18 protein-coding genes, 1 pseudogene and 1 other annotated feature (1 of these 20 cut by a window edge) are annotated in these 20,791 nt (G+C 37.6%); of the genes and pseudogenes, 11 read left to right on the top strand and 8 right to left on the bottom strand.

Annotation, left to right across the window (positions count from 1 at the left end; translation table 11 throughout):
- Positions 1-473: 473 nt before the first annotated feature.
- A complete protein-coding gene (locus tag OS139_RS02745; protein WP_002306113.1) occupies positions 474-1,226 on the bottom strand; it encodes an exodeoxyribonuclease III in 753 nt (250 codons plus the stop codon).
- A gap of 112 nt (positions 1,227-1,338) precedes the next feature.
- Between OS139_RS02745 and OS139_RS02750 the strand changes: the two genes are divergently transcribed.
- The 5 genes and pseudogenes from OS139_RS02750 (at position 1,339) to OS139_RS02770 (ending at position 8,026) form a co-directional block, all read left to right on the top strand.
- Positions 1,339-2,259, top strand: a complete 921-nt coding sequence (locus OS139_RS02750; protein ID WP_325066788.1) for a Gfo/Idh/MocA family protein — start codon at positions 1,339-1,341, stop codon at positions 2,257-2,259.
- A gap of 72 nt (positions 2,260-2,331) precedes the next feature.
- Positions 2,332-3,267 (top strand): UDP-N-acetylmuramate dehydrogenase, encoded by a 936-nt coding sequence (murB, locus tag OS139_RS02755; protein ID WP_002291437.1) that lies wholly within the window; start codon positions 2,332-2,334, stop codon positions 3,265-3,267.
- Positions 3,268-3,564: 297 nt separating this feature from the next.
- Positions 3,565-5,044, top strand: a pseudogene (locus OS139_RS02760) (helix-turn-helix domain-containing protein).
- A 266-nt stretch (positions 5,045-5,310) separates the two neighbouring features.
- Positions 5,311-7,374: a bacterial Ig-like domain-containing protein gene (locus OS139_RS02765; RefSeq protein WP_002331613.1), complete on the top strand. Its 2,064-nt coding sequence runs from the start codon at positions 5,311-5,313 to the stop codon at positions 7,372-7,374.
- Positions 7,375-7,456: 82 nt separating this feature from the next.
- Complete coding sequence (locus tag OS139_RS02770) at positions 7,457-8,026, top strand: GNAT family N-acetyltransferase (RefSeq protein WP_002287055.1); 570 nt, start codon at positions 7,457-7,459, stop codon at positions 8,024-8,026.
- 174 nt (positions 8,027-8,200) lie between these two features.
- Here OS139_RS02770 and OS139_RS02775 read toward each other — a convergent pair whose 3' ends face one another.
- Positions 8,201-9,007, bottom strand: coding sequence for a hypothetical protein (locus tag OS139_RS02775; RefSeq protein WP_002287053.1), 807 nt, complete (start codon positions 9,005-9,007; stop codon positions 8,201-8,203).
- 137 nt (positions 9,008-9,144) lie between these two features.
- On the opposite strand from OS139_RS02775, the gene OS139_RS02780 reads away from it, so the two are divergent.
- The gene (locus tag OS139_RS02780) at positions 9,145-10,659 is read left to right on the top strand and encodes a flavocytochrome c (RefSeq protein WP_002287050.1); all 1,515 of its coding nucleotides are present in this window, start codon (positions 9,145-9,147) and stop codon (positions 10,657-10,659) included.
- Positions 10,660-11,118: 459 nt separating this feature from the next.
- Here OS139_RS02780 and OS139_RS02785 read toward each other — a convergent pair whose 3' ends face one another.
- The 6 genes from OS139_RS02785 to OS139_RS02810 form a co-directional block, all read right to left on the bottom strand.
- Positions 11,119-12,102: an NAD(P)H-quinone oxidoreductase gene (locus tag OS139_RS02785; RefSeq protein ID WP_002306118.1), complete on the bottom strand. Its 984-nt coding sequence runs from the start codon at positions 12,100-12,102 to the stop codon at positions 11,119-11,121.
- A 4-nt stretch (positions 12,103-12,106) separates the two neighbouring features.
- A complete protein-coding gene (locus OS139_RS02790; RefSeq protein WP_002306120.1) occupies positions 12,107-12,754 on the bottom strand; it encodes an NAD(P)-binding oxidoreductase in 648 nt (215 codons plus the stop codon).
- Positions 12,755-12,838: 84 nt separating this feature from the next.
- Positions 12,839-13,471, bottom strand: a complete 633-nt coding sequence (locus OS139_RS02795) for an ECF transporter S component (RefSeq protein ID WP_002287046.1) — start codon at positions 13,469-13,471, stop codon at positions 12,839-12,841.
- A gap of 15 nt (positions 13,472-13,486) precedes the next feature.
- On the bottom strand, positions 13,487-14,038 hold the full coding sequence (coaC, locus tag OS139_RS02800; RefSeq protein WP_002287045.1) for a phosphopantothenoylcysteine decarboxylase: 552 nt from the start codon (positions 14,036-14,038) through the stop codon (positions 13,487-13,489).
- Positions 14,035-14,772 (bottom strand): phosphopantothenate--cysteine ligase, encoded by a 738-nt coding sequence (locus tag OS139_RS02805; RefSeq protein ID WP_002331612.1) that lies wholly within the window; start codon positions 14,770-14,772, stop codon positions 14,035-14,037. Before OS139_RS02805 ends, coaC begins: the two co-directional genes overlap by 4 nt.
- Positions 14,769-15,758 (bottom strand): oxidoreductase, encoded by a 990-nt coding sequence (locus OS139_RS02810; RefSeq protein ID WP_025481556.1) that lies wholly within the window; start codon positions 15,756-15,758, stop codon positions 14,769-14,771. Before OS139_RS02810 ends, OS139_RS02805 begins: the two co-directional genes overlap by 4 nt.
- A gap of 257 nt (positions 15,759-16,015) precedes the next feature.
- Here OS139_RS02810 and OS139_RS02815 point away from each other — a divergent pair, with 257 nt between their 5' ends.
- From OS139_RS02815 to OS139_RS02835, 5 genes are read left to right on the top strand one after another with little or no spacing between them, the layout of a single operon-like run.
- Complete coding sequence (locus OS139_RS02815; RefSeq protein WP_002287040.1) at positions 16,016-16,558, top strand: helix-turn-helix domain-containing protein; 543 nt, start codon at positions 16,016-16,018, stop codon at positions 16,556-16,558.
- 16 nt (positions 16,559-16,574) lie between these two features.
- Positions 16,575-17,660, top strand: a complete 1,086-nt coding sequence (locus tag OS139_RS02820) for an ABC transporter ATP-binding protein (protein ID WP_002331610.1) — start codon at positions 16,575-16,577, stop codon at positions 17,658-17,660.
- A gap of 11 nt (positions 17,661-17,671) precedes the next feature.
- Complete coding sequence (locus tag OS139_RS02825) at positions 17,672-18,478, top strand: ABC transporter permease (RefSeq protein ID WP_002287038.1); 807 nt, start codon at positions 17,672-17,674, stop codon at positions 18,476-18,478.
- Positions 18,479-19,306: an ABC transporter permease gene (locus OS139_RS02830; RefSeq protein WP_002287036.1), complete on the top strand. Its 828-nt coding sequence runs from the start codon at positions 18,479-18,481 to the stop codon at positions 19,304-19,306. It abuts the gene before it with no gap.
- Positions 19,303-20,376: an ABC transporter substrate-binding protein gene (locus tag OS139_RS02835; protein WP_002293464.1), complete on the top strand. Its 1,074-nt coding sequence runs from the start codon at positions 19,303-19,305 to the stop codon at positions 20,374-20,376. The genes OS139_RS02830 and OS139_RS02835 overlap by 4 nt, the downstream gene beginning before the upstream one ends.
- 271 nt (positions 20,377-20,647) lie before the next feature.
- Positions 20,648-20,791, top strand: a binding site (T-box leader); it runs 84 nt beyond the window's last position.

The following is a 20,791-nucleotide window of genomic DNA, read 5'->3' on the forward strand; positions in this document are numbered from 1 at the left end:
AATCAGCTGACCCTCGGTATTAGCTCAAAAAACGGCAAAATATGAGGAACTATTTTTCCGTTTGTTTCTCTAATACTCAGGTCAGAACGCTGATTTCACAACCTCTTAATAAACGGTGTTCAAAAGCTTGCATCTGCGGTAATAAGCCTAACCAAACGAAAAATATGAAGAGCTATTTTTGTTTGGCTGTTCTTATTACTTGATGCAGGACAGCTTTTTCACAACCTCTCCACTAAACGGTGTTCAATCAGCTGACCCTCGGTATTAGCTCAAAAAACGGCAAAATATGAGGAACTATTTTTCCGTTTGTTTCTCTAATACTCAGGTCAGAACGCTGATTTCACAACCTCTTAATAAACGGTGTTCAAAAGCCAGTTTCTCGGTATTAAGCCAAATTTATGCAAAAATGTGGAAAGCCATTTTCACAAAATTTTTCTTAATACTCGAAACTAAACGACTTTTTCACAACCTCTTTATTTCAAATCTAATTCTACTGGACAATGATCACTGCCCATAATGTCCGTATGGATCTTTGCATCAGCTAGTCTTGGCTCTAAATCTTTGCTCGCCAAAAAGTAATCGATCCGCCAACCAGCATTGTTTTTTCTTGAATTGAATCGGTAGTTCCACCAAGAGTAGACACCTTCTTGGGTTGGATAAAAATAACGGAATGTGTCGACAAACCCGTTATCCAACAGTCGAGAAAGAGCCGCTCTTTCTTCTGGAGTAAATCCAGCATTTTTTTGATTCGTTTTCCAGTTTTTCAAATCGATCGTTTGGTGCGCGACATTTAGATCTCCGCAAATGATCACTGGTTTTTGTTTCTTTAGATTTTCCAAATAATTATAAAATGCTTCTTCCCATTCTAATCGGTAATCTAAACGTTTTAATTCGCTTTGAGAATTTGGCGTGTAACAGGTTACAAGAAAGAAATCGGAATATTCCAAAGTAATCAGACGGCCTTCTGTATCATGGATATCGATACCCATTCCGTAAGTGGCATTCAATGCTGGTTTTTTAGCAAAAATCGCTGTGCCGGAATAGCCTTTTCGTTCCGCGTAATTCCAATATTGATAATAACCTGGAAGATCTAAATCAATTTGTCCTGCTTGGAGTTTTGTTTCCTGCAGACAGAAAAAATCGGCGTCTAACTCATGAAAAACTTCTAAAAAATTTTTATTTACGATGGCACGAAGCCCGTTTACGTTCCAAGAGATAAATTTCAATAAAAGCACACTCCTTCGAATTAATTTCCTTACCTTTGCGATACTATTGTACCTCATTTTAGTAAAAAATGGTGTAAGATGAAAGTAACTAAATGATCCAGGAGGAAAGTAGATGAAGATTGGTGTAATCGGTGTAGGGAATATCGCAGAAAAAGCATATTTACCAACTTATGCGAAAAAACAAGGAACACTTGATTTTTATTTTGCAACAAGAAATAAAGAAACAAAAGAAAGAATTCAAAAAGAGTACGGGTTCCAACATCTATATGAAACGATCGATGAGCTTTTAGAAGAAAAAATCGAAGCATGTATGATCCACGCAGCAACAAAAGTACATTATGAATTAGCCAAAAAATGTCTAGAAAATGGTATCCATGTTTATATTGACAAACCACTGAGTGTCCATCTAAATGAAGTTCGTGAATTGCAAGAATTAGCTGATAAGAACCAAAAAATTTTGATGATCGGTTTCAACCGGCGCTTTGCTCCTATGGTAGAAGAATTAAAACGTATCCCAGATAAGCGGTTGATCCACCTGCAAAAAAATCGAATAGCGGCAAAAGAAATGACAGAGTTCGTCCTTTATGATTTGTTTTTACATCTTATTGATACAGCTGTGTATTTATTTGATGAACCCATTTTGAGAACAAAATACCAGATAAGAGAAACAAAGGAATTTTTGGAATATGCCATTTTACAATTAGAAACACAAAATCAAACGGCTATTTTAACGATGGATTTAGCAAGTGGCGCTAATATAGAAAAATATCAAGTAACAAGTAAAAATGGTACTTATGAAGTAAACGATCTGACCCAGCTTGTCATTCAAGATGCTGATGGAAAAAAAGTGAAAGAATTTGGCGACTGGACAAACACGCTAGTCAAACGCGGGTTTGAGCCAATGGTAGAGGCCTTCTTTTCTCAGATCCGTTTAGGTAAATCGGAAACAGAAATGCTTAAACAAAAAGAAGTTGTAAGAAGTCATGAATTATGTGAGAAAGTGCTTAAAGATCACTACCGTCATCAACTTTGAACAAGACTGGCAAGATTGTATTAAGCGTGATAGAATAATGAGGACGTTTGAGAAAAGAAAGGAAAATCCTCAGTGAATAAAGAAGAAATAGTTGAAAGCTTAGCCACGATTACTTTATTGTTTGATGAACCATTGATGAACTATACGTTTACGAAAACAGGCGGACCAGCTGATGTCCTTGCATTCCCGAAAAAGCAAGACGAAGTAAAGCAAATCATCGATTATTGCCGAATCCATGATATACCTTGGATGGTATTAGGAAATGCAAGCAATCTGATCGTTCAAGATGGCGGGATTCGCGGTGTAGTCATCATGCTGACTGAAATGAAACAGATTCATGTCAAAGGAACGATGGTCATTGCGGAAGCAGGTGCCTCACTGATTGATACGACTTATGCAGCTTTGGCAGAATCATTGACTGGATTTGAATTTGCTTGCGGCATCCCGGGAAGTGTCGGTGGAGCGGTTTATATGAATGCAGGTGCGTATGGCGGAGAGATCAAAGATGTTTTTGCTGAAGTGGATCTTTTACTTGAAGATGGAACATTGAAAACTTTGACAAAAGACGAAATGGTATTTTCTTATCGTCACAGTAAAGTCCAAGAATTACGTGCTATCGTATTGGAAGCTCGATTCAGTTTGCAAACAGGGGATTATGAAGCAATCAAAGCAAGAATGGATGAGTTGACCGAATTGCGTCAATCAAAACAGCCATTAGAATACCCTTCATGCGGAAGTGTCTTTAAGCGCCCAGTAGGACACTATACAGGTCAGCTGATCCAACAAGCAGGATTGCAAGGCCTGAAATGGGGCGGTGCACAAGTCTCTGAAAAACATGCTGGATTCATCGTCAATATCGATCATGCGACAGCGACAGATTATATTGAATTGATTGCGCACATCCAAGAAGTAATCAAAGAAAAATTTGATGTGTCTTTAGAAACAGAAGTGCGGATCATTGGAGAAAAACAAGCAATATCAGAAACAAGCAGAAGTTTAGCCAATTAATAAGTAATGGAACTTAAAATAAGTAAAAGAGCAGGACGGTGGCCGTCCTGCTCTTTTTTGTGGTTGTTTACGCAAATGGCGCAAATCTTGTACATTTTAACACAATAAAACAAAAAATATAGAATATTTCCTCATAAATTTTTCCATTTTTTGCAATATTCTCAAAAAAAAGATAAAAAATGAGAATAACTGATGAAAAAACAAGCATAATCCATCATAAAATCAGTATAGGTGAAAAGATGAACTTTCATCTGCATATCAAGTAATTGGTATGAGGCATTTTTTGAGGTGTAGGATATGAAGTTGGATTACCTTATAGAAGAGGAAGATAGAGAAAAACTGCTGCTAGCTAGATATTTAGAATTTGAGAAAAAGAATTATGTAGTGCTGCCTAAGTTATATGAAACATTAGGTTTGTCTAAATTTAAAACAAGAAATTATATCATAGAATTAAATAAAGAATTTACTGAATTCAAAACAAAGCCAGAGATCCAAATTTCAGAAGAAGCAGAGATCCATGTCGAACGTCTGAATTTGACGGATATCAAAAATTTAAGAAGAATCTACTTTCAACGATCAAAAATTGCTCGACTGTTAACGGAGATCGTGGATTCAAAAGTAACGATCGAAAAATTTGCAGAGAATCATTTTTTAAGCATATCAAGAGCCTATGTAAAAAGAAGAGAATTAGTCTCTTTTCTTGAACAGCATCAAATAAAGTTAAAGAAAAACATATTAGTTGGGGAAGAAAATAAACATACGGAACGTATTATTTGGGGTATATTTCGGGGTCTTTAATGGTTTTTCTATGCCATTTAGAGAAAGCGTCATGAATGAAGCAAAGAGTATCGTGCAATATTTTGAATATCTGTTCAATTTAAAACTGTCTGCAACAAAACGAATCAAATTCAATTTGCTAACCACTATTAGTTTGTTGAGGGCCTATGGGAATCAACCAATCGGAAAACGTTTCTTTTCAGATGAATACTTTAAGAGCTCAGAAGGAATGAAGATCATCAAGGATTTATCACATATTTCTTTTCTTCATATCCCTAAAGAGCAGATCATTGATGAGATTTCTTATATCATGTTGTTTTTGATCACGGAAGAAGAATTTGAATTAGATGGCGCATTTGGACTTGCGGAAGCTCATTTTCATGATATCCACATGATTAGTCAAAAAATGTCAGTGGAATTGATTGATCAATTACCATTTTCGATTGAAATCTCTGAAGAAGAAAGACTATATATACGAAAAGAACTTCGTATGGGTATGATGCATGTCAATCGAAAAAATTGGATATTCGACTTTGAGATGACTAGCTTTACGTCTAAAAAGCAGCTACAGTTTTTCTTCGAGACGTATCCAATATTCAGTACAGCAATCCAAAAGGTCATACAAGAGAATAAACGCTATTTCTTGGGAAAAGATGAACGTTTCATGATTCGCTTATTTTATGATTATCTCTTTTTATTGGTCGGTATTTGTCCGGTATCATATTTTGAAGCACCGATTCATGTCTGTATTGATTTTTCGCAAGGATCTGCTTATACCGATTACATTATTTCTCAAGTGAAAGGATTTAAAAATTACAATATTGTGGTTGAGAGTCGAATCACTTCTCGTACGAATATTTATTTATCTGATTGTTTACTTGAAAAATTTAATAAAGAACAGATAATTTGGAAAAATCCACCGACTCCAGATGACTGGGAATATTTTGGAAATATCATCATCAGAGAAAAAAATAGACATTTAACTGAAAAAATCAGCTAGTATTTATGGATGGCAGCTTTGTCTCACATATTTATTAGCTGATTTATGTTTTTTTCAAAGAAAAGGTAACTAGATATAACTAGATATATTACTTAACAAAATTAAAAAGTACATAAGTTATTATTCCGATTTTCTTGAAACAATAAAAAATCAAAAAAAATACTCTCCTAATAGTCCATCTTCTTTTGATTTTATTTATATAATGAAATCATCTTATGAAAATTACTACTTCATGTTTAGACAAGAGTAGGGAGGACTAAGAATAAATGTGTTCAAAAAGACGTTCAAAACAACTAAATAAACACGCTTGTCGTTTAGATAAGGAACGGTCGTGTTCTGAAAAACACTACGTTAAGTTTATGATGCGCACGATGCTGATCAGTTTATCTGTAGGTGTCTATATGCATGTACCCGTTCAGGCAACGGCACAAACCATCAAGGTCGTACGTACCTCTGTTTCTGAGACCACTGATTCCCCTATCACTATTACTCATACTTTCACTGATGCAAATGGAAAACAGCTACTTCCTGCATTGACTTCCTATAATAAAGTCAGTTATCCTCCAACGATAAACCACTACTGGTTAATTCCTAACAAAACATTATGGACATCGGAAACCGGAAGCAGTGTGCCGCTTTCTATCTTTTCCGATATGACTGATCCTACAAAAGGTGATCAGTTAAAACAGATCACTGATATTTTGAATCATGCTTTGACAGATATAAAGGACGGTGGAAGCGCACAAGCTTCTTATGTATATGAAAAAGATTATTCACAGTTTGAAGGAAAGAAAATCGATGTTCTGGCAGGGACAAAAGTTTCGATATCTGATCTGGTAGAAAGGCTGAAGAACGCAGATGGAACACAAGGAGATATGTCCAAAGTAATTTCAAACAATGGGAATATAGTGGATACGACTAATACAGGAACATCTACTATTTCCTTGTCCTATTTTGATCCAATTGCTTTAAAAACAATGACTGCATCTGCTGTGATCCATGTTCGTGCTGATCAAACAGCTATCAAAGGAAAAGATCTTCACTTAAGAACAGGAGAAAGTTACGCCCCTAAAGATCTTGTTGAATATGTAACAAAAAGCGATGGAACTTCAGGAAATAAAGAAGAAATCAAAATGAACGGGACAGTAGATACTACAACTCCGGGAGAATATCCCGTTGTATTAACTTATATAGACTCGAAAACATCAAATGTGGCAGAAACAACAGCTGTAGTTTATGTAGAAGCATCTGCTGCTTCATCGACTGTCATCACTCATTTTATAGATAGTCAAACAAATAAAGAACTTCAAGCAGAAACACATATGAGTAGTGTAAATCGTATTCCTGATTTGCGCCTACCTGCTGAATTTTCTGATCGAGTGCCAAATATAGATTTATCGACTTATGAACAAAATGGGAAAGTCACTTCTATTTCTGATTGGATGCAAGCAAACGGATTAGACAGAAAAAGTCACTGGTCGGAGATCCTTGAAGTACTTCACTCAGAACTGATGAATAATAGGAAGCAATCAGGAGGGGAAATTACCTTTACTTATGTTTATATACCAGACAATCGTTCATTAGAAGGTCATGATCTTATTGTTCATCCAAACGAAAAAATAAACAAAGAAGAGTTGATCCAATCAGCAACAAATTCCTTAGGTAAACCCGTACCGTTAAAGGATGTATCGGTTACAATCAACGGAGAACCATTGGAGGATGGTTATTTGACCAAACAGACAGGTGATTTTACGATTATGTATAGTTATCATGACCCGTATTCACTCCAAGAACGCAACACTCAGTCGCTTTTACACGTTTTACCATTAAAAAAACAGATAAGACAAAAAGAACAAAAAAAACAAGAAGAAAGCTTGTCAGAAAAAAAACAACAAATGGCTCATGCAGTTTCTCCAACAGGGAAAGTAAAACAAACAAGAAGCCTAGAGTTAGCAAGAATATCTAGAAAAATCTCAGAATCTAATAAAACGATAAGGCAAGAAGCTCATTTGGCCTCACAAGTTTCTGGATTGGAAAATGAAATTTTAGAGCCTAAAATAAAACAACAATCAGAAAAAGAATTTGTTGCTAAACAGTCGGAAGATCAGAATGAATCAGATGACCACAAGGAAACGAAGAAAAAACGCTTGTCAACTATTGATTCCACCGATGAGCATCTGCAGCCGCAAGTACCACTTCCTAGTCCGGGAACACCCGCACCTGGTGGAGGTATTCCTTCTTCTTCTGCTTTAGGAGATTTCATGCGAGGTATCGCAGGAACATGGGTATACGCTAATCGAAATGAATTTGACGCAGATGACTGGTTCTGATTTATATCTCTATCTGTTATAGTCAAATAAGTAGCTGAGTCATATGTTATTTGGCATAATGGAGACGAGGAGGGATAGAAAAATGTTAGATAAAACGTTACCTTACGCAGAAATCTGGATGACAAGACCACTTCAACAAAATGTTCCAATCACGCCTTTAGCGGAAGGTTTTGAATTTCGATTTTATCAAAAAGAAGATGAATCTGCTTGGGCGGAGATTGAGACTTCCGTTGGGGAATTTCAAACGACAGATGAAGCACTTGAGTATTTTCAACAAAACTTTGCTCCTTATCCTGAAGAACTTGAAAGAAGGATGTTTTTTGTAGAGACAAAAAAAGGAGAAAAAGTAGCAACCTGTACCGCTTGGCGAAAAAAATCAAGAGAGCAAGTGTATCCGGTTTTTCATTGGTTAGCAGTGAAACCAGATTACCAAGGAAAAGGGCTCGCAAAAGCATTGACTGCCAGAGTCTTGCAAGAATTTCCTACCCTCCATACGGACGGACCAATCTATCTTCACACACAGACATGGAGCCATCAGGCGATTGCTCTTTATAAAAAAATGGGTTTTACTTTTATTGCTGAAAATCTAGACGGCACACCTAATCCAGATTATGAAAAAGTTATGCAGGTTTTAAGTAAATTAGATAAATAACGAAATGGTGAAACAAGTCCTCAGTATTGGGATAAAAAGCGAAATAGTCATTCCTCATATCTTACTTTTTTGAGTTAATACTATCGGATAACTAATGGCATGCCATACATTCAAAAAAGAAGGGGCAGTGACAAAAGTATTGTCACTGCCCCTTCTCTTGTTTTTTAGCATGTTTTATCGTTTGATTTTTTTAGGAATAAAATTCTTGATGAACGTAAATTTTTGGTAATCGTTTCGACTATAGAGGTAACCAAATACACTGAAAACAACTGCTCCAATAAAATTAACAAATAAATCCTTCATAGTATCCATGATTCCCACGTCTAAGTAACCATTTTGGATGATTGTTTTATCTGTTTTACCATCTGCATTTTGACTTTCAATGATTGTCCGAGTGATATCTGGAACATGATAGACAGTGTTTCCGTCTTTACTTAACTCCACACTATTGATTTGCTGGATGATCGTATCTTTTTGCATATCGAATTGCAGTAATTTATCTGCTGAAAATTCCACAAACTCCCACATAACACCAACTGTCATCGAAAAACAGAAGGAAACAACTGCTAGTAATAAAGGAGTCAAGTTCATGGTTTTTGTATTTTTATTGAGCAAATAAACAAGGGAAAAGCCGACACCCCCAGCTAAAAATCCGCTGAATGCATGTAGAAAAGTATCCCACATTGAAAAATAGCCATAAAAATCACTTAACTCTCCTAAAACTGTTGAACTAAAAATAAAAGATAACAAAATGATTTCTAGCATATTTGGAATCTGTATCTTTAATATCTTTTCCAGAAAATAAGGGATTTCAAATAAAATTAGTGTCAGTAATAAAAGCATTGTATTTCCCCAGTGTTGGTTCCAGACCTGATCCACTAGCATAATAACGACGATGATACGTAATAAAATATAGATTCCGTTTGTGATTCTACCTGCAGTTTTTGTACTGTTCGTAAAAAAGGTTTTCAAATGATTCATAAAATAACTCCTTCATGTATATCCTTAATTATACTAAGAAGCGTGTGTTTACCAAAGCTATATGACTTAAAGAAAAACAGAGTTGATATTGTGAAAAAAATCACTTAATATAGTATAAGGAGAAAAGGGGGATACAAATGAAAAAATTAGTTGCTGGTTTATTAACAGCCGTTGCACTTCTTGCTATGAGCGCATGCGGCGCAGATCAGAAAAATACAGCGCAGACAAGTTCTAGTACGAAGGAATCTGCCGAAGTATCATCAGGCGCTTCTGAACAAGTATATACAGATCCAAAAGAAATGAAAGAATCTTATGATGTCGTGATTATTGGAGCTGGTGGTGCAGGGATGGCAGCAGCTATCGAAGCAAAAGATGCTGGGTTGAATCCAGTAATTTTGGAAAAGATGCCTGTTGCCGGAGGAAACACATCTAAATCATCAAGCGGTATGAATGCTTCAGAAACAAAATTTCAAAAAGAAGAAGGAATCAAAGACTCGAATGATGCCTTCTATGAAGAAACGCTAAAAGGTGGTGGAGGAACGAATGATAAAGAAATGCTTCGATACTTTGTCGATCACTCTGCTGATGCGGTCGATTGGCTAGATCAAAACGGTATCAAACTGGACAACTTAACGATCACTGGAGGGATGAGTGAAAAGAGGACACATCGTCCGTCTGATGGCTCGGCTATTGGTGGATACTTAGTGGAGGGGTTATTGAATAACGTCCATGAGCGGGAAATCCCTATTTTTGTCAACGCAGATGTGACAGACATTAAGAAAAATGGGGAAACGGTCAATGAAGTGACTGTACATGTTCAAGGAGAAGAACCAAAAGAGGTCACCGGAAAAGCAATCGTAGTTACCACAGGCGGTTTTGGTGCCAGCAAAGAATTTATTGAAAAATATCGTCCCGATTTAGCTGATTATATTACGACAAATCAAGAAGGATCAACTGGAGATGGTATCACCATGATTGAAAAATTAGGTGGACAAACCGTTGATATGGATAAAATACAAATTCATCCAACTGTGCAGCAGGATGAGGGGGTCTTGATTGGTGAGGTTGTTCGCGGAGAAGGAGCAATCTTGGTCGATCAAGAGGGGAAAAGATTTGTCAATGAAATGGATACAAGGGATAAAGTATCTGCAGCAATTACAGCATTGCCAGAAAAATCAGCTTATTTGATTTTTGACCAAGGCGTGCGTGATCGTGCCACAGCTATTGAATTTTATGACCAAAAAGGATATGTCACAACTGGGAAGACAATGGAAGAATTAGCAGAAAAAATCGATTTACCAAAAGAAACACTAGCAAAAACAGTTGATGGATGGAATACGGATGTTGCGGAGAAAAAAGATGCTCAATTCAACCGTGCCACAGCCATGGAACATGACTTATCGTCTCCGAATTATTATGCGATCAAAATCGCACCAGGAATCCATTACACGATGGGCGGTGTGAAAATCAATACGAACACTGAAGTATTAGATAAAGAAAACCAGCCAATTAGGGGGTTATATGCTGCTGGTGAAGTCACAGGTGGCTTACATGGAAACAACCGGATCGGTGGAAATTCAGTTGCGGAGATCATTATTTTTGGGCGACAAGCGGGCATACAAGCAGCTCGATTTGCTTCGGAAAATGAATGAAATAGAACGTAAATAAAAAGAGGTTGTGAAATCAGCGTTTTGACCTGAGTATTAGAGAAACAAACGGCAAAATAGTTCCTCATATTTTGCCGTTTTTTGAGCTAATACCGAGGGTCAGCTGATTGAATACCGTTTAGTGAAGAGGTTGTGAAAAAGCTGCCCTGCATCAAGTAATAAGAACAGCCAAGTAAAAACAGCTTCTTATGTTTTTAACTTGGTTGGACTTATTACCGCAGATGCAAGCTTTTGAACACCGTTTATTCGGAAAAAGAGCGTGGGACAAAAGTAAAGAACACTTTTGTCTCACGCTCTAAACACGTATAAACGGCGGAAGCAGAAGAAACTCCTTTGGAAATTAGCTGAAATTCACAAAAATTTGAAAAGCAATTTTCGTGAATTTCTTCTTATTTCTTGGAGTTAAACGCTTCTGTCCCAGCCTCTTTTTTGATCAGCATGATTTTATTCAGTTATCTTCAAAATGATTTTTCCGATGTTTTTGTTTGCTTCCATATATTCATGCGCTTGTTTGACTGCGCTGAATTGGAATGTACGGTCAATGATTGGCCGAATCTTGCCATTTTCTAGAAAAGGCCCAGCTTTTTGCATAAAAGTTTGTGCGAGCTCTGCTTTATACTGATCACTTCTAGGTGTCAATAATGTACCAAGCAGTTGGACACGTTTCCCAATCAATACACCAAGGTCTATCTCAGGCACGATGGTCCCACCTAGCATACCAATCAAGACCCAACGTCCATCAACGGCTATAGAAGCTAAATTCTTTTCCCAGTAAGAAGCGCCGATGAAATCCAAAATAACATCGACTCCCCGACCTTCAGTGATTTTTCGTACCTCTTCTTGAAAGTCTTGTTTTTTATAGTTGATCAATTCATCTGCACCAAGTTCTTTACAAAAGGCGAGTTTTTCTTCTGATCCTGCAGTAACGATGATTTTCGCGTGAGAAAGCTGTCTAGCTAATTGGATCGCTGCTGTTCCCACACCACTTGCTCCTGCATGGATCAAGACAGTTTCGCCTTCTTGTAATTTTCCAAGCCAGTAAAGTGTTTGATAAGCAGTCAAAAAAACTTCTGAGATTCCAGCAGCAGAAACATAGTCTAGCGTATCAGGGAGAAGGATTGCACGATCGGCAGGCATCACAGCATATTCGGCATAACCACCTAGATTGACTAATCCGTATACTTTTGTCCCAGGAGTAAAAGTGGAGATATCACTTTTATTCTCAACTACCTCTCCAGCTACTTCGACTCCCAAAATAGGGTAGGGAGGTTTCAAAGAGACTGATTCTCTTTTCATAATATCTGTTCGATTGACAGCTGCTGTATGGACTTTGATCAGTAATTCGCCTTGTTTTGGTTCAGGAACAGGCACTTCAATTTGTTCTAATACATCTACAGAACCAGGATGTTTAATTGAAATGGCACGCATGGGTCTATTCCTCCTTTGTCCATTCATGGAATGCTGCATCCAATTCTTTGCTGCCTTCGGAAAGTACAAGAGTAGTACGGGAAATATCCGTTTCTTCCACTAGAGCGGCAAGTACAGCAGCAACTGTAGAGCGAGTGATCGTTTTTGATGCCTTCTCATTAGGCTTAGTTAATTGAATGGAAGTAACTTCTTCATCGTTAGTCAATGTGACTGGTTGAAGAATGACAAAATCTAAGTTAGTTCGTTTCAGCCATTCATCTGCATAATGTTTAGTAATATAATAATCTGTCATGGACTCAGGCCATTTTGCTGGTTCATCTGCATAAACAGCACTGACCATCAGATAGCGAGAGACATGCGCATTTTCAGCTGCGATCACTGTTTTGATTGCGCCATCCAAGTCTACTTGCAGAAGATTCTTTCCTTGAGAGCCGGCAGCAAAAATCAATACATCGATGCCTTTGAATGCTTCGGTCATTTTTTCCACGGACCAAGTTAAATCAAAAGAGACATACGAAACATTCTCTTTTTTTACTAATGTTTGGGAAGCGACATCTCTCACCCCTGCAAAAATTTCATGGGAACTTGGAGCTAAATCTTTTATCAGGTGTCGGCCAATTTGTCCGTTTGCACCTACAACAAAAATTTTCATTTGGATCATCCTTTCGACGTCAAATCTTTCCATTCAATAGTAACACCAAAAGAGAAAAAAATCAGAGATCGGCTACGATGACTATCAGTTAGTAAGAGAAGGGTGCTTGAAGTATCTTAACAAGACATTGCATACTGCTGCAGTCGCAAGACCTGCGACGATTCCTTCAGGTATACCACTTGTAAAAATAACCGCTAGAATAGCTGAATAAACAGCATTTAAATTTGTTCCGATGACTTTGGCATAATCTTGCTGGAATAAAAAGTAGATCATATTCATCACTAAAATCGTATTGGTCAATGAACCGGAAAGTCCAGCTAAGAATAAAGAAACGGAATCTGCTTTTTGTTTCATTAGTTTGCGCAGACCTTTATAAACGAAATAAGGAACCACCCCAATCAAGATGCGAGGAATAAACGCGATCAGCAAGGCTTTCCAGCTTCCATGTTCTGTTCCGATGACTGGGATAAACGGAGAAAAGACAAAAGACAAAGGTGTTTGGATAACTGTGCTACGGATCATGCTGATCAGTCCAAATGTACCGCCAAGAAAAGCACCTAGTCTTGGTCCTAAAACGATCGAAGCAATGATTACAGGAATATGCATGGTTGTTGCATTGATTGGACCGATAGGGATAAAACCTAAAGGCGTAACAGCTAATAAAATCAAAATAGCTAAAAACATCGCAGTTAATGTAAAGTTTTTTGTATTTTTCATAAGTACTCCTTTTTTCTAAGCATTTCTTTCATTAAGAGTCAGCATGACCTGTTCGATGATCGTCTGAATATCAGCTAAGGCACCTTTTCCAAAATCTCCACAAGCTAAAAGAGATTCTCTTGGTTCAATTTCCTGATAGCCGACAGATCTCAATGTTTCCAGATTACGCTGAGTGATCGGGTTTTGATACATATTCGTGTTCATGGCAGGGGCAATCAATTTTGGTGTTCCCACTGGAAGCGCCATTGCGACTGTTGAAAGAAGATCGTCTGCAATGCCATTTGCTAGCTTGCCGATAATGTTTGCTGTAGCAGGCGCGATGAGAAACAAGTCAGCTTGTTTTGCTAGTTCGATATGATTGATTACCTGCGGATTTGATTCTTGCATGACGTCTGTATGGACTGCGCGCTTCGACAGAGATTGCAAGGTTAATGGCGTGATAAAATGTGTGCTGCTTTTAGACATAATCACATCTACCTGGGCACCTAATTTGACGAATTGACTTGTAAGATCAGCGCTTTTGTAAGCAGAAATACTTCCAGTAACGCCTAGTAAGATCTTTTTCATTTTGTTTCCTCCAGTCTAATTTTCTCAGTAATCAATGCAGCAATCTCAGATTTACTTTGAGCTTCTTCCACTGTTCCATCTTTAGATAAGAGATAGCCGTGATGTGTCTCGCCATGGATTTCCGTCAAATCATTTGCGAAAATAAAATCAGTTTTGTTATTTATCAGACTATTTTTTGCGACTGCCAGAAGAGATTCCTTTGGTACATCTACTAATAGTTTGAAACCAATGATTTTTGCTTTTGGCTGCCATTCACGTAGATAAGAAATGATTTTTGGTGTTTTCTTCAAAACGAGTACAAGATGCTCGGTGTCAGAAGAGATCTTTGAAACAGTGGTATCTGTCTGTTCATTTTCCGCAAACCAATTGTCCAGTTCTTCTTGCGTTGAAGAAGTGGGTAGGTTTTTTGCCAGCTGTTCTTCTGAAAAACTAAAAGCAGGAGTAAAATCACTGACTGCCATACTGTGGATAATCGCATTGTAGTGTTCTTTTTTCGTTAGTGCTTCTAATTGTAAAAATAAGTCCAGTGCAGATTCGATCGTATAAATCGTTATATTGGAGTGTCTTTTCGGTTTCAGTGCTTGTTTCGTAGTCACGTAATCGATTGTGGTATCCGGATTGGCAGCTAAATAATCAGCTAATGCTTGCCCTAATCGTCCTGTCGAATGATTTGTAATAGCACGTACTTGATCGATTTTTTCAGTCGTTCCTCCAGCTGTGATTAGAATCTTCATTTATGGTCACCTACATTTACTAGTGTTCTTCCTTGGTGTGTTCCAGCAAGTAGTTTAGATGCTGTTTCAGGCAATTGATCCAGAGTAATCTCTTGGACGACCAGTTCATCTGCAATCTGCAAATCCGCCATCTGTTGCCATAAAGAAAGACGTTGATCTATTGGTACATTGACAGAATCAATTCCAATCAACTGGATGTTTCGCAGAATAAAAGGCAAGACAGTCGCGTTTAGTTTGATTCCCCCAGCATTGCCACATAAAGCTACTGCACCGTTATAAGAGATCAATGGAAGAAGACTACTTAGCTGCTCGCCACCTACTGTGTCGATGACATAGTCGATTTGCTGTTTTCCTAAAGCTTTTGTTGTCTCTGGCAGAAATTCATCAGGTCGTACGACTTGAGAAGCACCTAGACTTTTTAGCCATGTGACAGACTCTTCTTTTCTGGAAAAGGCAATGATTGACTGGAATCCTAGTTTATGTAACAGGGCTATCGCTGTACTGCCTACACCGCCAGAAGCACCAGTAACGACAACTTTTTTATCGGAGGTCATACCTTGACGGATTAAAGCGTTCACACACAACATAGCAGTAAACCCTGCTGTACCAAGGATCATCGCTTGACGCAGCGTCATATTTTTTGGTAGAGGAACTAACCAGTCTCCTGGTACTTTTTGATATTGGCTATAACCGCCTGGATGGGTGACGCCAAGCCCAAAACCAGTAGCAAGTACAAGATCTTCTTTTGAAAAACGTGGATTGTTACTTTGGACGACAGTTCCGGATAAATCAATCCCTGGAGTCATCGGATAAGTTCGTATCACCTGACCAGATTCGCTCATTGCCAATGCATCTTTATAATTGACATCAGAATAGGCAATTTTTACCAAGACTTCATTTTCAGCCAATTCAGTAAATGGCAGATCACTGATTGCTGTATGGAAAACAGGTTCCTTTATTACCTGAAAAGATCGAAAAGCGTTCATTCGTGAGACACTCCTTTTAAAATTTTCTTTTATCATACCATAAAGCCTACTCTTTTATTCTTGTTCTTCCGTAAATTTAGACAAAAATTAGGTGAAAAATAAAGAATCAAACAACTAGAATTTATTCCAAAAGATAAAGAAATATTCAGCAAAAAAAATTTTACAAAGGGTTGCCTTTTTCAATAAATTTCGTATACTAATACGAGTGGTAGTAAACAGGAAGTTTACTATTAGAAAACTTCGATTCGGAGGAAATTATGGAAATTGGTGAAAAGTTAAGAAATTTGCGCATCCAAAAGAATTTGACACAAGAAGAACTAGGCGAACGCACAGATTTGTCAAAAGGGTATATTTCCCAGTTGGAACGAGATTTAAGTTCACCATCAATGGAAACATTCTTTTCTATTCTTGAAGTCTTAGGTGTGACTCCAGAAGAATTTTTTCATCAAGAAGCAGCGAATCTGCAAGTGGTTTATTCAAAAGAAGATCATACGGTTTATTTCGATGAAGAAAACGGGTATGAATTGGAATGGCTCGTGGCTGATTCGAATGAAAAAGAAATGGAGCCTGTCTTGCTGACTTTTGAAGGTGCAGGAGAATATAAGACGTTTGAACCTTCATTATCTGAAACGTTTATTTTTGTATTAGAAGGGGAATTAGAGTTAAGCTTAGGAGAGACGGTCTATGTGGCAAAAGCAGGACAGTCGATCTATTATCAAGCGACAAAACAACATCAATTAAGGAATCATCTCAAAAAACGAACAAAAGTATTGATTGTTGCAACGCAATCATATTTGTAATATAGGGGGTAAAAACGTGGGGAAACCAATCATTTCATTTGATCAAGTAGTGAAACGCTATGATGATGAAACAGTATTAAAAAAAGTAAATTTTGAGATCGAACAAGGAAAATTTTATACACTGCTTGGTCCTTCCGGCTGTGGTAAAACAACGATCCTACGTATCATAGCTGGATTCACCGAAGCTACAGAAGGGGACATCTATTTTGAAGGGAAACGGTTGAATGATTTGCCAGCTAATAAGCGACAAGTAAATACAGTCTTCCAAGATTATGCACTTTTTCCTCATATGAATGTTTTTGATAACGTTGCTTTTGGATTGAAGATCAAGAAAATGTCCAAATCAGATATCGAAAAGAAGGTAAAAGATGCTTTGCGTATGGTCCAGCTTCCTGGATACGAAAAACGGGAGATCAGTGAAATGTCTGGTGGTCAAAGACAGCGTGTAGCGATTGCACGAGCAATTGTAAATGAACCGAAAGTATTGCTACTAGATGAACCGTTATCGGCGCTTGATTTGAAACTACGTACAGATATGCAGTATGAACTGCGGGATCTGCAACAACGATTAGGAATCACGTTTATTTTTGTTACTCATGACCAAGAAGAAGCGTTGGCAATGAGTGATGAGATTTTTGTCATGAATAAAGGGAAAATCGTCCAAAGTGGTACACCCGTAGATATTTATGATGAGCCAATCAATCATTTCGTTGCTGATTTTGTTGGGGAGAGCAATATCGTGGACGGTGTAATGATCGAAGATAATCTAGTTGAGTTTGTTGGTAAGCAATTTGAATGTGTCGATGGCGGGATGCGTCTAAATGAACCAGTTGAAGTTGTTTTACGCCCAGAGGATTTGACGATCACGACACCAGATAAAGGAAAACTAGTCGTAACGGTCGATACTCAGCTGTTTCGTGGTGTCCATTATGAAATCATCTGTTATGATGAACAGCAAAATGAATGGATGGTCCATTCAACGAAAAAAGCTAAAGAAGGAAGCAAAGTAGGATTGGCCTTTGAGCCAGAAGATATCCATGTCATGCGTTTCAACGAGTCTGAAGAAGAATTCGATGCACGTCTTGACAGCTACGAAGAATAGGGGGTACAAGAATGAAAACAATGCGCAGGATCTATTCCGTCCCTTATATTTTGTGGCTCGGTTTATTCGTGATCGCGCCTGTATTAATGATCATTTATCAATCTTTTTTTGATATGAATGGGCAATTCACGCTGAATAATTATCTATCTTATTTTACGTCGGGGACATCGCTTTCTATGACGATCAATTCTGTATGGTATGCATTTTTGATCACGTTTTTCACGCTGATCATCAGTTACCCGACTGCTTATTTTTTAACAAAACTGAAGCACAAGCAATTATGGCTGATGCTGATTATTTTGCCTACATGGGTGAATCTGCTGCTTAAAGCTTACGCATTTATTGGAATTTTCAGTGTGCACGGCAGCGTGAATCATTTCTTTGATTTTATCGGGATCGGGCCGAAACAGATATTATTCACAGACTTCAGTTTTCTGTTCGTGGCAACGTATATCGAGATTCCATTTATGATTATGCCAATTTTCAATGCATTGGAAGAGATGAATCCTTCTTTGATCAGTGCCAGCAGAGATTTAGGCGCGAATAGCTTTGAGACCTTCCGACGAGTGATTTTTCCGTTATCATTAAATGGTGTGAAAAGTGGTGTTCAAGCAGTATTTATTCCTTCTCTTTCTTTATTCATGCTGACTCGTCTGATTGGCGGAAATCGGGTGATCACTTTAGGAACGGCTATCGAACAGCATTTCTTGGTTACACAAAACTGGGGGATGGGTTCTACAATCGGTGTGATTTTAATCATTGCTATGTTCATCGTGATGCTCCTGACAGGCGAGAAGAAAAAAGGAGGTCGCTCATAAATGAAAAAATTTAAATGGTCGTATCTTTATTTAGGGATTGTTTTTTTATTCTTATATGCACCGATCTTCTATCTGATTTTTTATTCCTTCAATGAAGGAGGAACGATGAACAGCTTTACAGGATTTACTTGGGAAAATTATGAAGCTGTTTTTGAAGATACACGTTTGATCATTATCGTATTGAATACGTTCATGCTGGCTTTCTTATCTGCATTGATCGCCACGATCATCGGGACATTTGGGGCTATGGGAATCTATTACACGAAAAAACGACGTGCACGGACAGCGTTGTTGAGCATGAATAACATCTTATTAGTCTCTCCTGATGTTATTATCGGTGCTAGTTTCTTGATTTTCTTTACACTACTAGGATTCGGATTAGGTTTTCAGAGTGTATTGCTTTCCCATATTGCTTTCAGCATTCCAATCGTCGTCTTGATGGTCTTGCCAAAATTGCAGGAAATGAACGATTCAATGGTCGATGCGGCTAGAGACCTTGGTGCTAATAATTTCCAAGTAGTCAAAAATATCATTTTGCCTTATCTTTCTCCAGGAATCATAGCTGGATATTTTATGGCATTTACCTATTCTCTTGATGATTTTGCGGTTACGTTTTTCGTCACAGGAAATGGCTTTACGACGCTCTCAGTAGAGATTTATTCTCGTGCAAGACAAGGAATCAGTTTAGAAATCAATGCGCTAAGTGCGTTAGTTTTCTTGTTCTCCATGATATTGGTCATTGGATACTACTTCATTAGTAAAGAAAACCGTCCAAAACGGCTGAAGAAAAACAGAAGAGTACGCGAGGGGGTGGCACGGCTGCGATGAAAAAATTACAATCTCTGTTTTTAGGTATTCTCATCATTATTGCGGTGCTGCTGCTTGGTGTTCGTCAACTTGAAAAAACAAGTGGCATGAGTGGAGCAAAGGTACTTACCATCTATAACTGGGGAGATTATATCGATCCTAGTTTGATCACGAAATTTGAAAAAGAATATGGATACAAAGTGAATTATGAAACATTTGATTCTAATGAAGCGATGTTCACAAAAATCCAGCAAGGTGGGACAAACTACGACATCGCTATACCAAGTGAATATATGATCCAAAAAATGATCAAAGAAAAACTAGTACTTCCATTAGATCATTCGAAGATCAAAGGATTAAATAATATTGATCCACGATTTTTAGACTTGGATTTTGATCCAGATAATCAGTATTCGATTCCATATTTTTGGGGAACTTTAGGGATCGTATATAACGATAAATTCTTTGATGCAGATCAAATTAAGCATTGGGATGATTTGTGGAAGCCGGAATTAAAAGACAGTTTGATGCTGATTGACGGTGCACGAGAAGTTATGGGGCTTTCTTTGAATAGTTTAGGCTATTCTTTGAATAGTAAGAATATGGCACAGCTGACAGAAGCAGCAAATAAATTGAATCATTTAACGCCAAATGTCAAAGCAATCGTGGCAGATGAGATCAAAATGTATATGATCAATGAAGAAGCCTCCGTGGCAGTGACATTTTCTGGCGAAGCTGCCGATATGATGTGGGAAAATGAACATTTACATTACGTAATCCCACCAGAAGGTTCCAATCTTTGGTTTGATAATATCGTTATGCCAAAAACCGTGAAAAATAAAGAAGGTGCCTATGATTTCATCAACTTTATGCTAGAACCGGAAAATGCGGCACAAAATGCAGAGTATATTGGTTATTCTACACCAAATGAAAAAGCAAAAGCGTTATTGCCAAAAGACATTTCGTCGGACGAACAATTCTATCCATCTGATGACACGATCTCCCATCTTGAAGTCTACGAAGATCTAGGATCGAAATACCTAGGCATCTATAATGACCTATTCTTAGAATTCAAGATGTATCGGAAATAGCGAGAAAATAAGCAAATTTGCATAACTATAATAAAAAGGACTTAGTTTTGATGGGAAATTTTTCAAAATTAAGTCCTTTTTTATGTGGTTGAAACGGGTATGATCATTTTAAGGAAGTGATCTAAGATGAAAGGACGACTGAACAATTATCATATTAGAAAAGCTTTATTGTATTCCACAAACAAATTACTAAGAATAACAAATTAGTTTTTGTTTGTTCTTATTCCCTATTGACTTTTCTTTCAAACATGCTATTCTAATTTTATTCTAATAGTATCCGATGAGAAGGAAAGTAGACAGAAAATGGTTCAAGAGAGGCTTTGGTTGGTGTAAAAAGCTAGAAGTTGACTGTCGAAAATGGCCTTAGAGGATTTTTTGTCGAAAGGTAGGCAAAAACGAACAGTCTTTCGTTACC

This window comes from Enterococcus sp. E4-223, from assembly GCF_035727065.1.
In the GTDB taxonomy this organism is placed as follows: Bacteria; Bacillota; Bacilli; order Lactobacillales; family Enterococcaceae; genus Enterococcus_B; species Enterococcus_B faecium.

Excerpts from the sequence above, each read along its gene's own strand:
- OS139_RS02750 (WP_325066788.1), top strand. The coding sequence starts at position 1,339 with ATGAAGATTGGTGTAATCGGTGTAGGGAATATCGCAGAAAAAGCATAT.
- OS139_RS02765 (WP_002331613.1), top strand. The coding sequence starts at position 5,311 with ATGTGTTCAAAAAGACGTTCAAAACAACTAAATAAACACGCTTGTCGT.
- OS139_RS02770 (WP_002287055.1), top strand. The coding sequence starts at position 7,457 with ATGTTAGATAAAACGTTACCTTACGCAGAAATCTGGATGACAAGACCA.
- OS139_RS02775 (WP_002287053.1), bottom strand. The coding sequence starts at position 9,007 with ATGAATCATTTGAAAACCTTTTTTACGAACAGTACAAAAACTGCAGGT.
- OS139_RS02780 (WP_002287050.1), top strand. The coding sequence starts at position 9,145 with ATGAAAAAATTAGTTGCTGGTTTATTAACAGCCGTTGCACTTCTTGCT.
- OS139_RS02785 (WP_002306118.1), bottom strand. The coding sequence starts at position 12,102 with ATGCGTGCCATTTCAATTAAACATCCTGGTTCTGTAGATGTATTAGAA.
- OS139_RS02790 (WP_002306120.1), bottom strand. The coding sequence starts at position 12,754 with ATGAAAATTTTTGTTGTAGGTGCAAACGGACAAATTGGCCGACACCTG.
- OS139_RS02795 (WP_002287046.1), bottom strand. The coding sequence starts at position 13,471 with ATGAAAAATACAAAAAACTTTACATTAACTGCGATGTTTTTAGCTATT.
- coaC (WP_002287045.1), bottom strand. The coding sequence starts at position 14,038 with ATGAAAAAGATCTTACTAGGCGTTACTGGAAGTATTTCTGCTTACAAA.
- OS139_RS02805 (WP_002331612.1), bottom strand. The coding sequence starts at position 14,772 with ATGAAGATTCTAATCACAGCTGGAGGAACGACTGAAAAAATCGATCAA.
- OS139_RS02810 (WP_025481556.1), bottom strand. The coding sequence starts at position 15,758 with ATGAACGCTTTTCGATCTTTTCAGGTAATAAAGGAACCTGTTTTCCAT.
- OS139_RS02815 (WP_002287040.1), top strand. The coding sequence starts at position 16,016 with ATGGAAATTGGTGAAAAGTTAAGAAATTTGCGCATCCAAAAGAATTTG.
- OS139_RS02825 (WP_002287038.1), top strand. The coding sequence starts at position 17,672 with ATGAAAACAATGCGCAGGATCTATTCCGTCCCTTATATTTTGTGGCTC.
- OS139_RS02830 (WP_002287036.1), top strand. The coding sequence starts at position 18,479 with ATGAAAAAATTTAAATGGTCGTATCTTTATTTAGGGATTGTTTTTTTA.
- OS139_RS02835 (WP_002293464.1), top strand. The coding sequence starts at position 19,303 with ATGAAAAAATTACAATCTCTGTTTTTAGGTATTCTCATCATTATTGCG.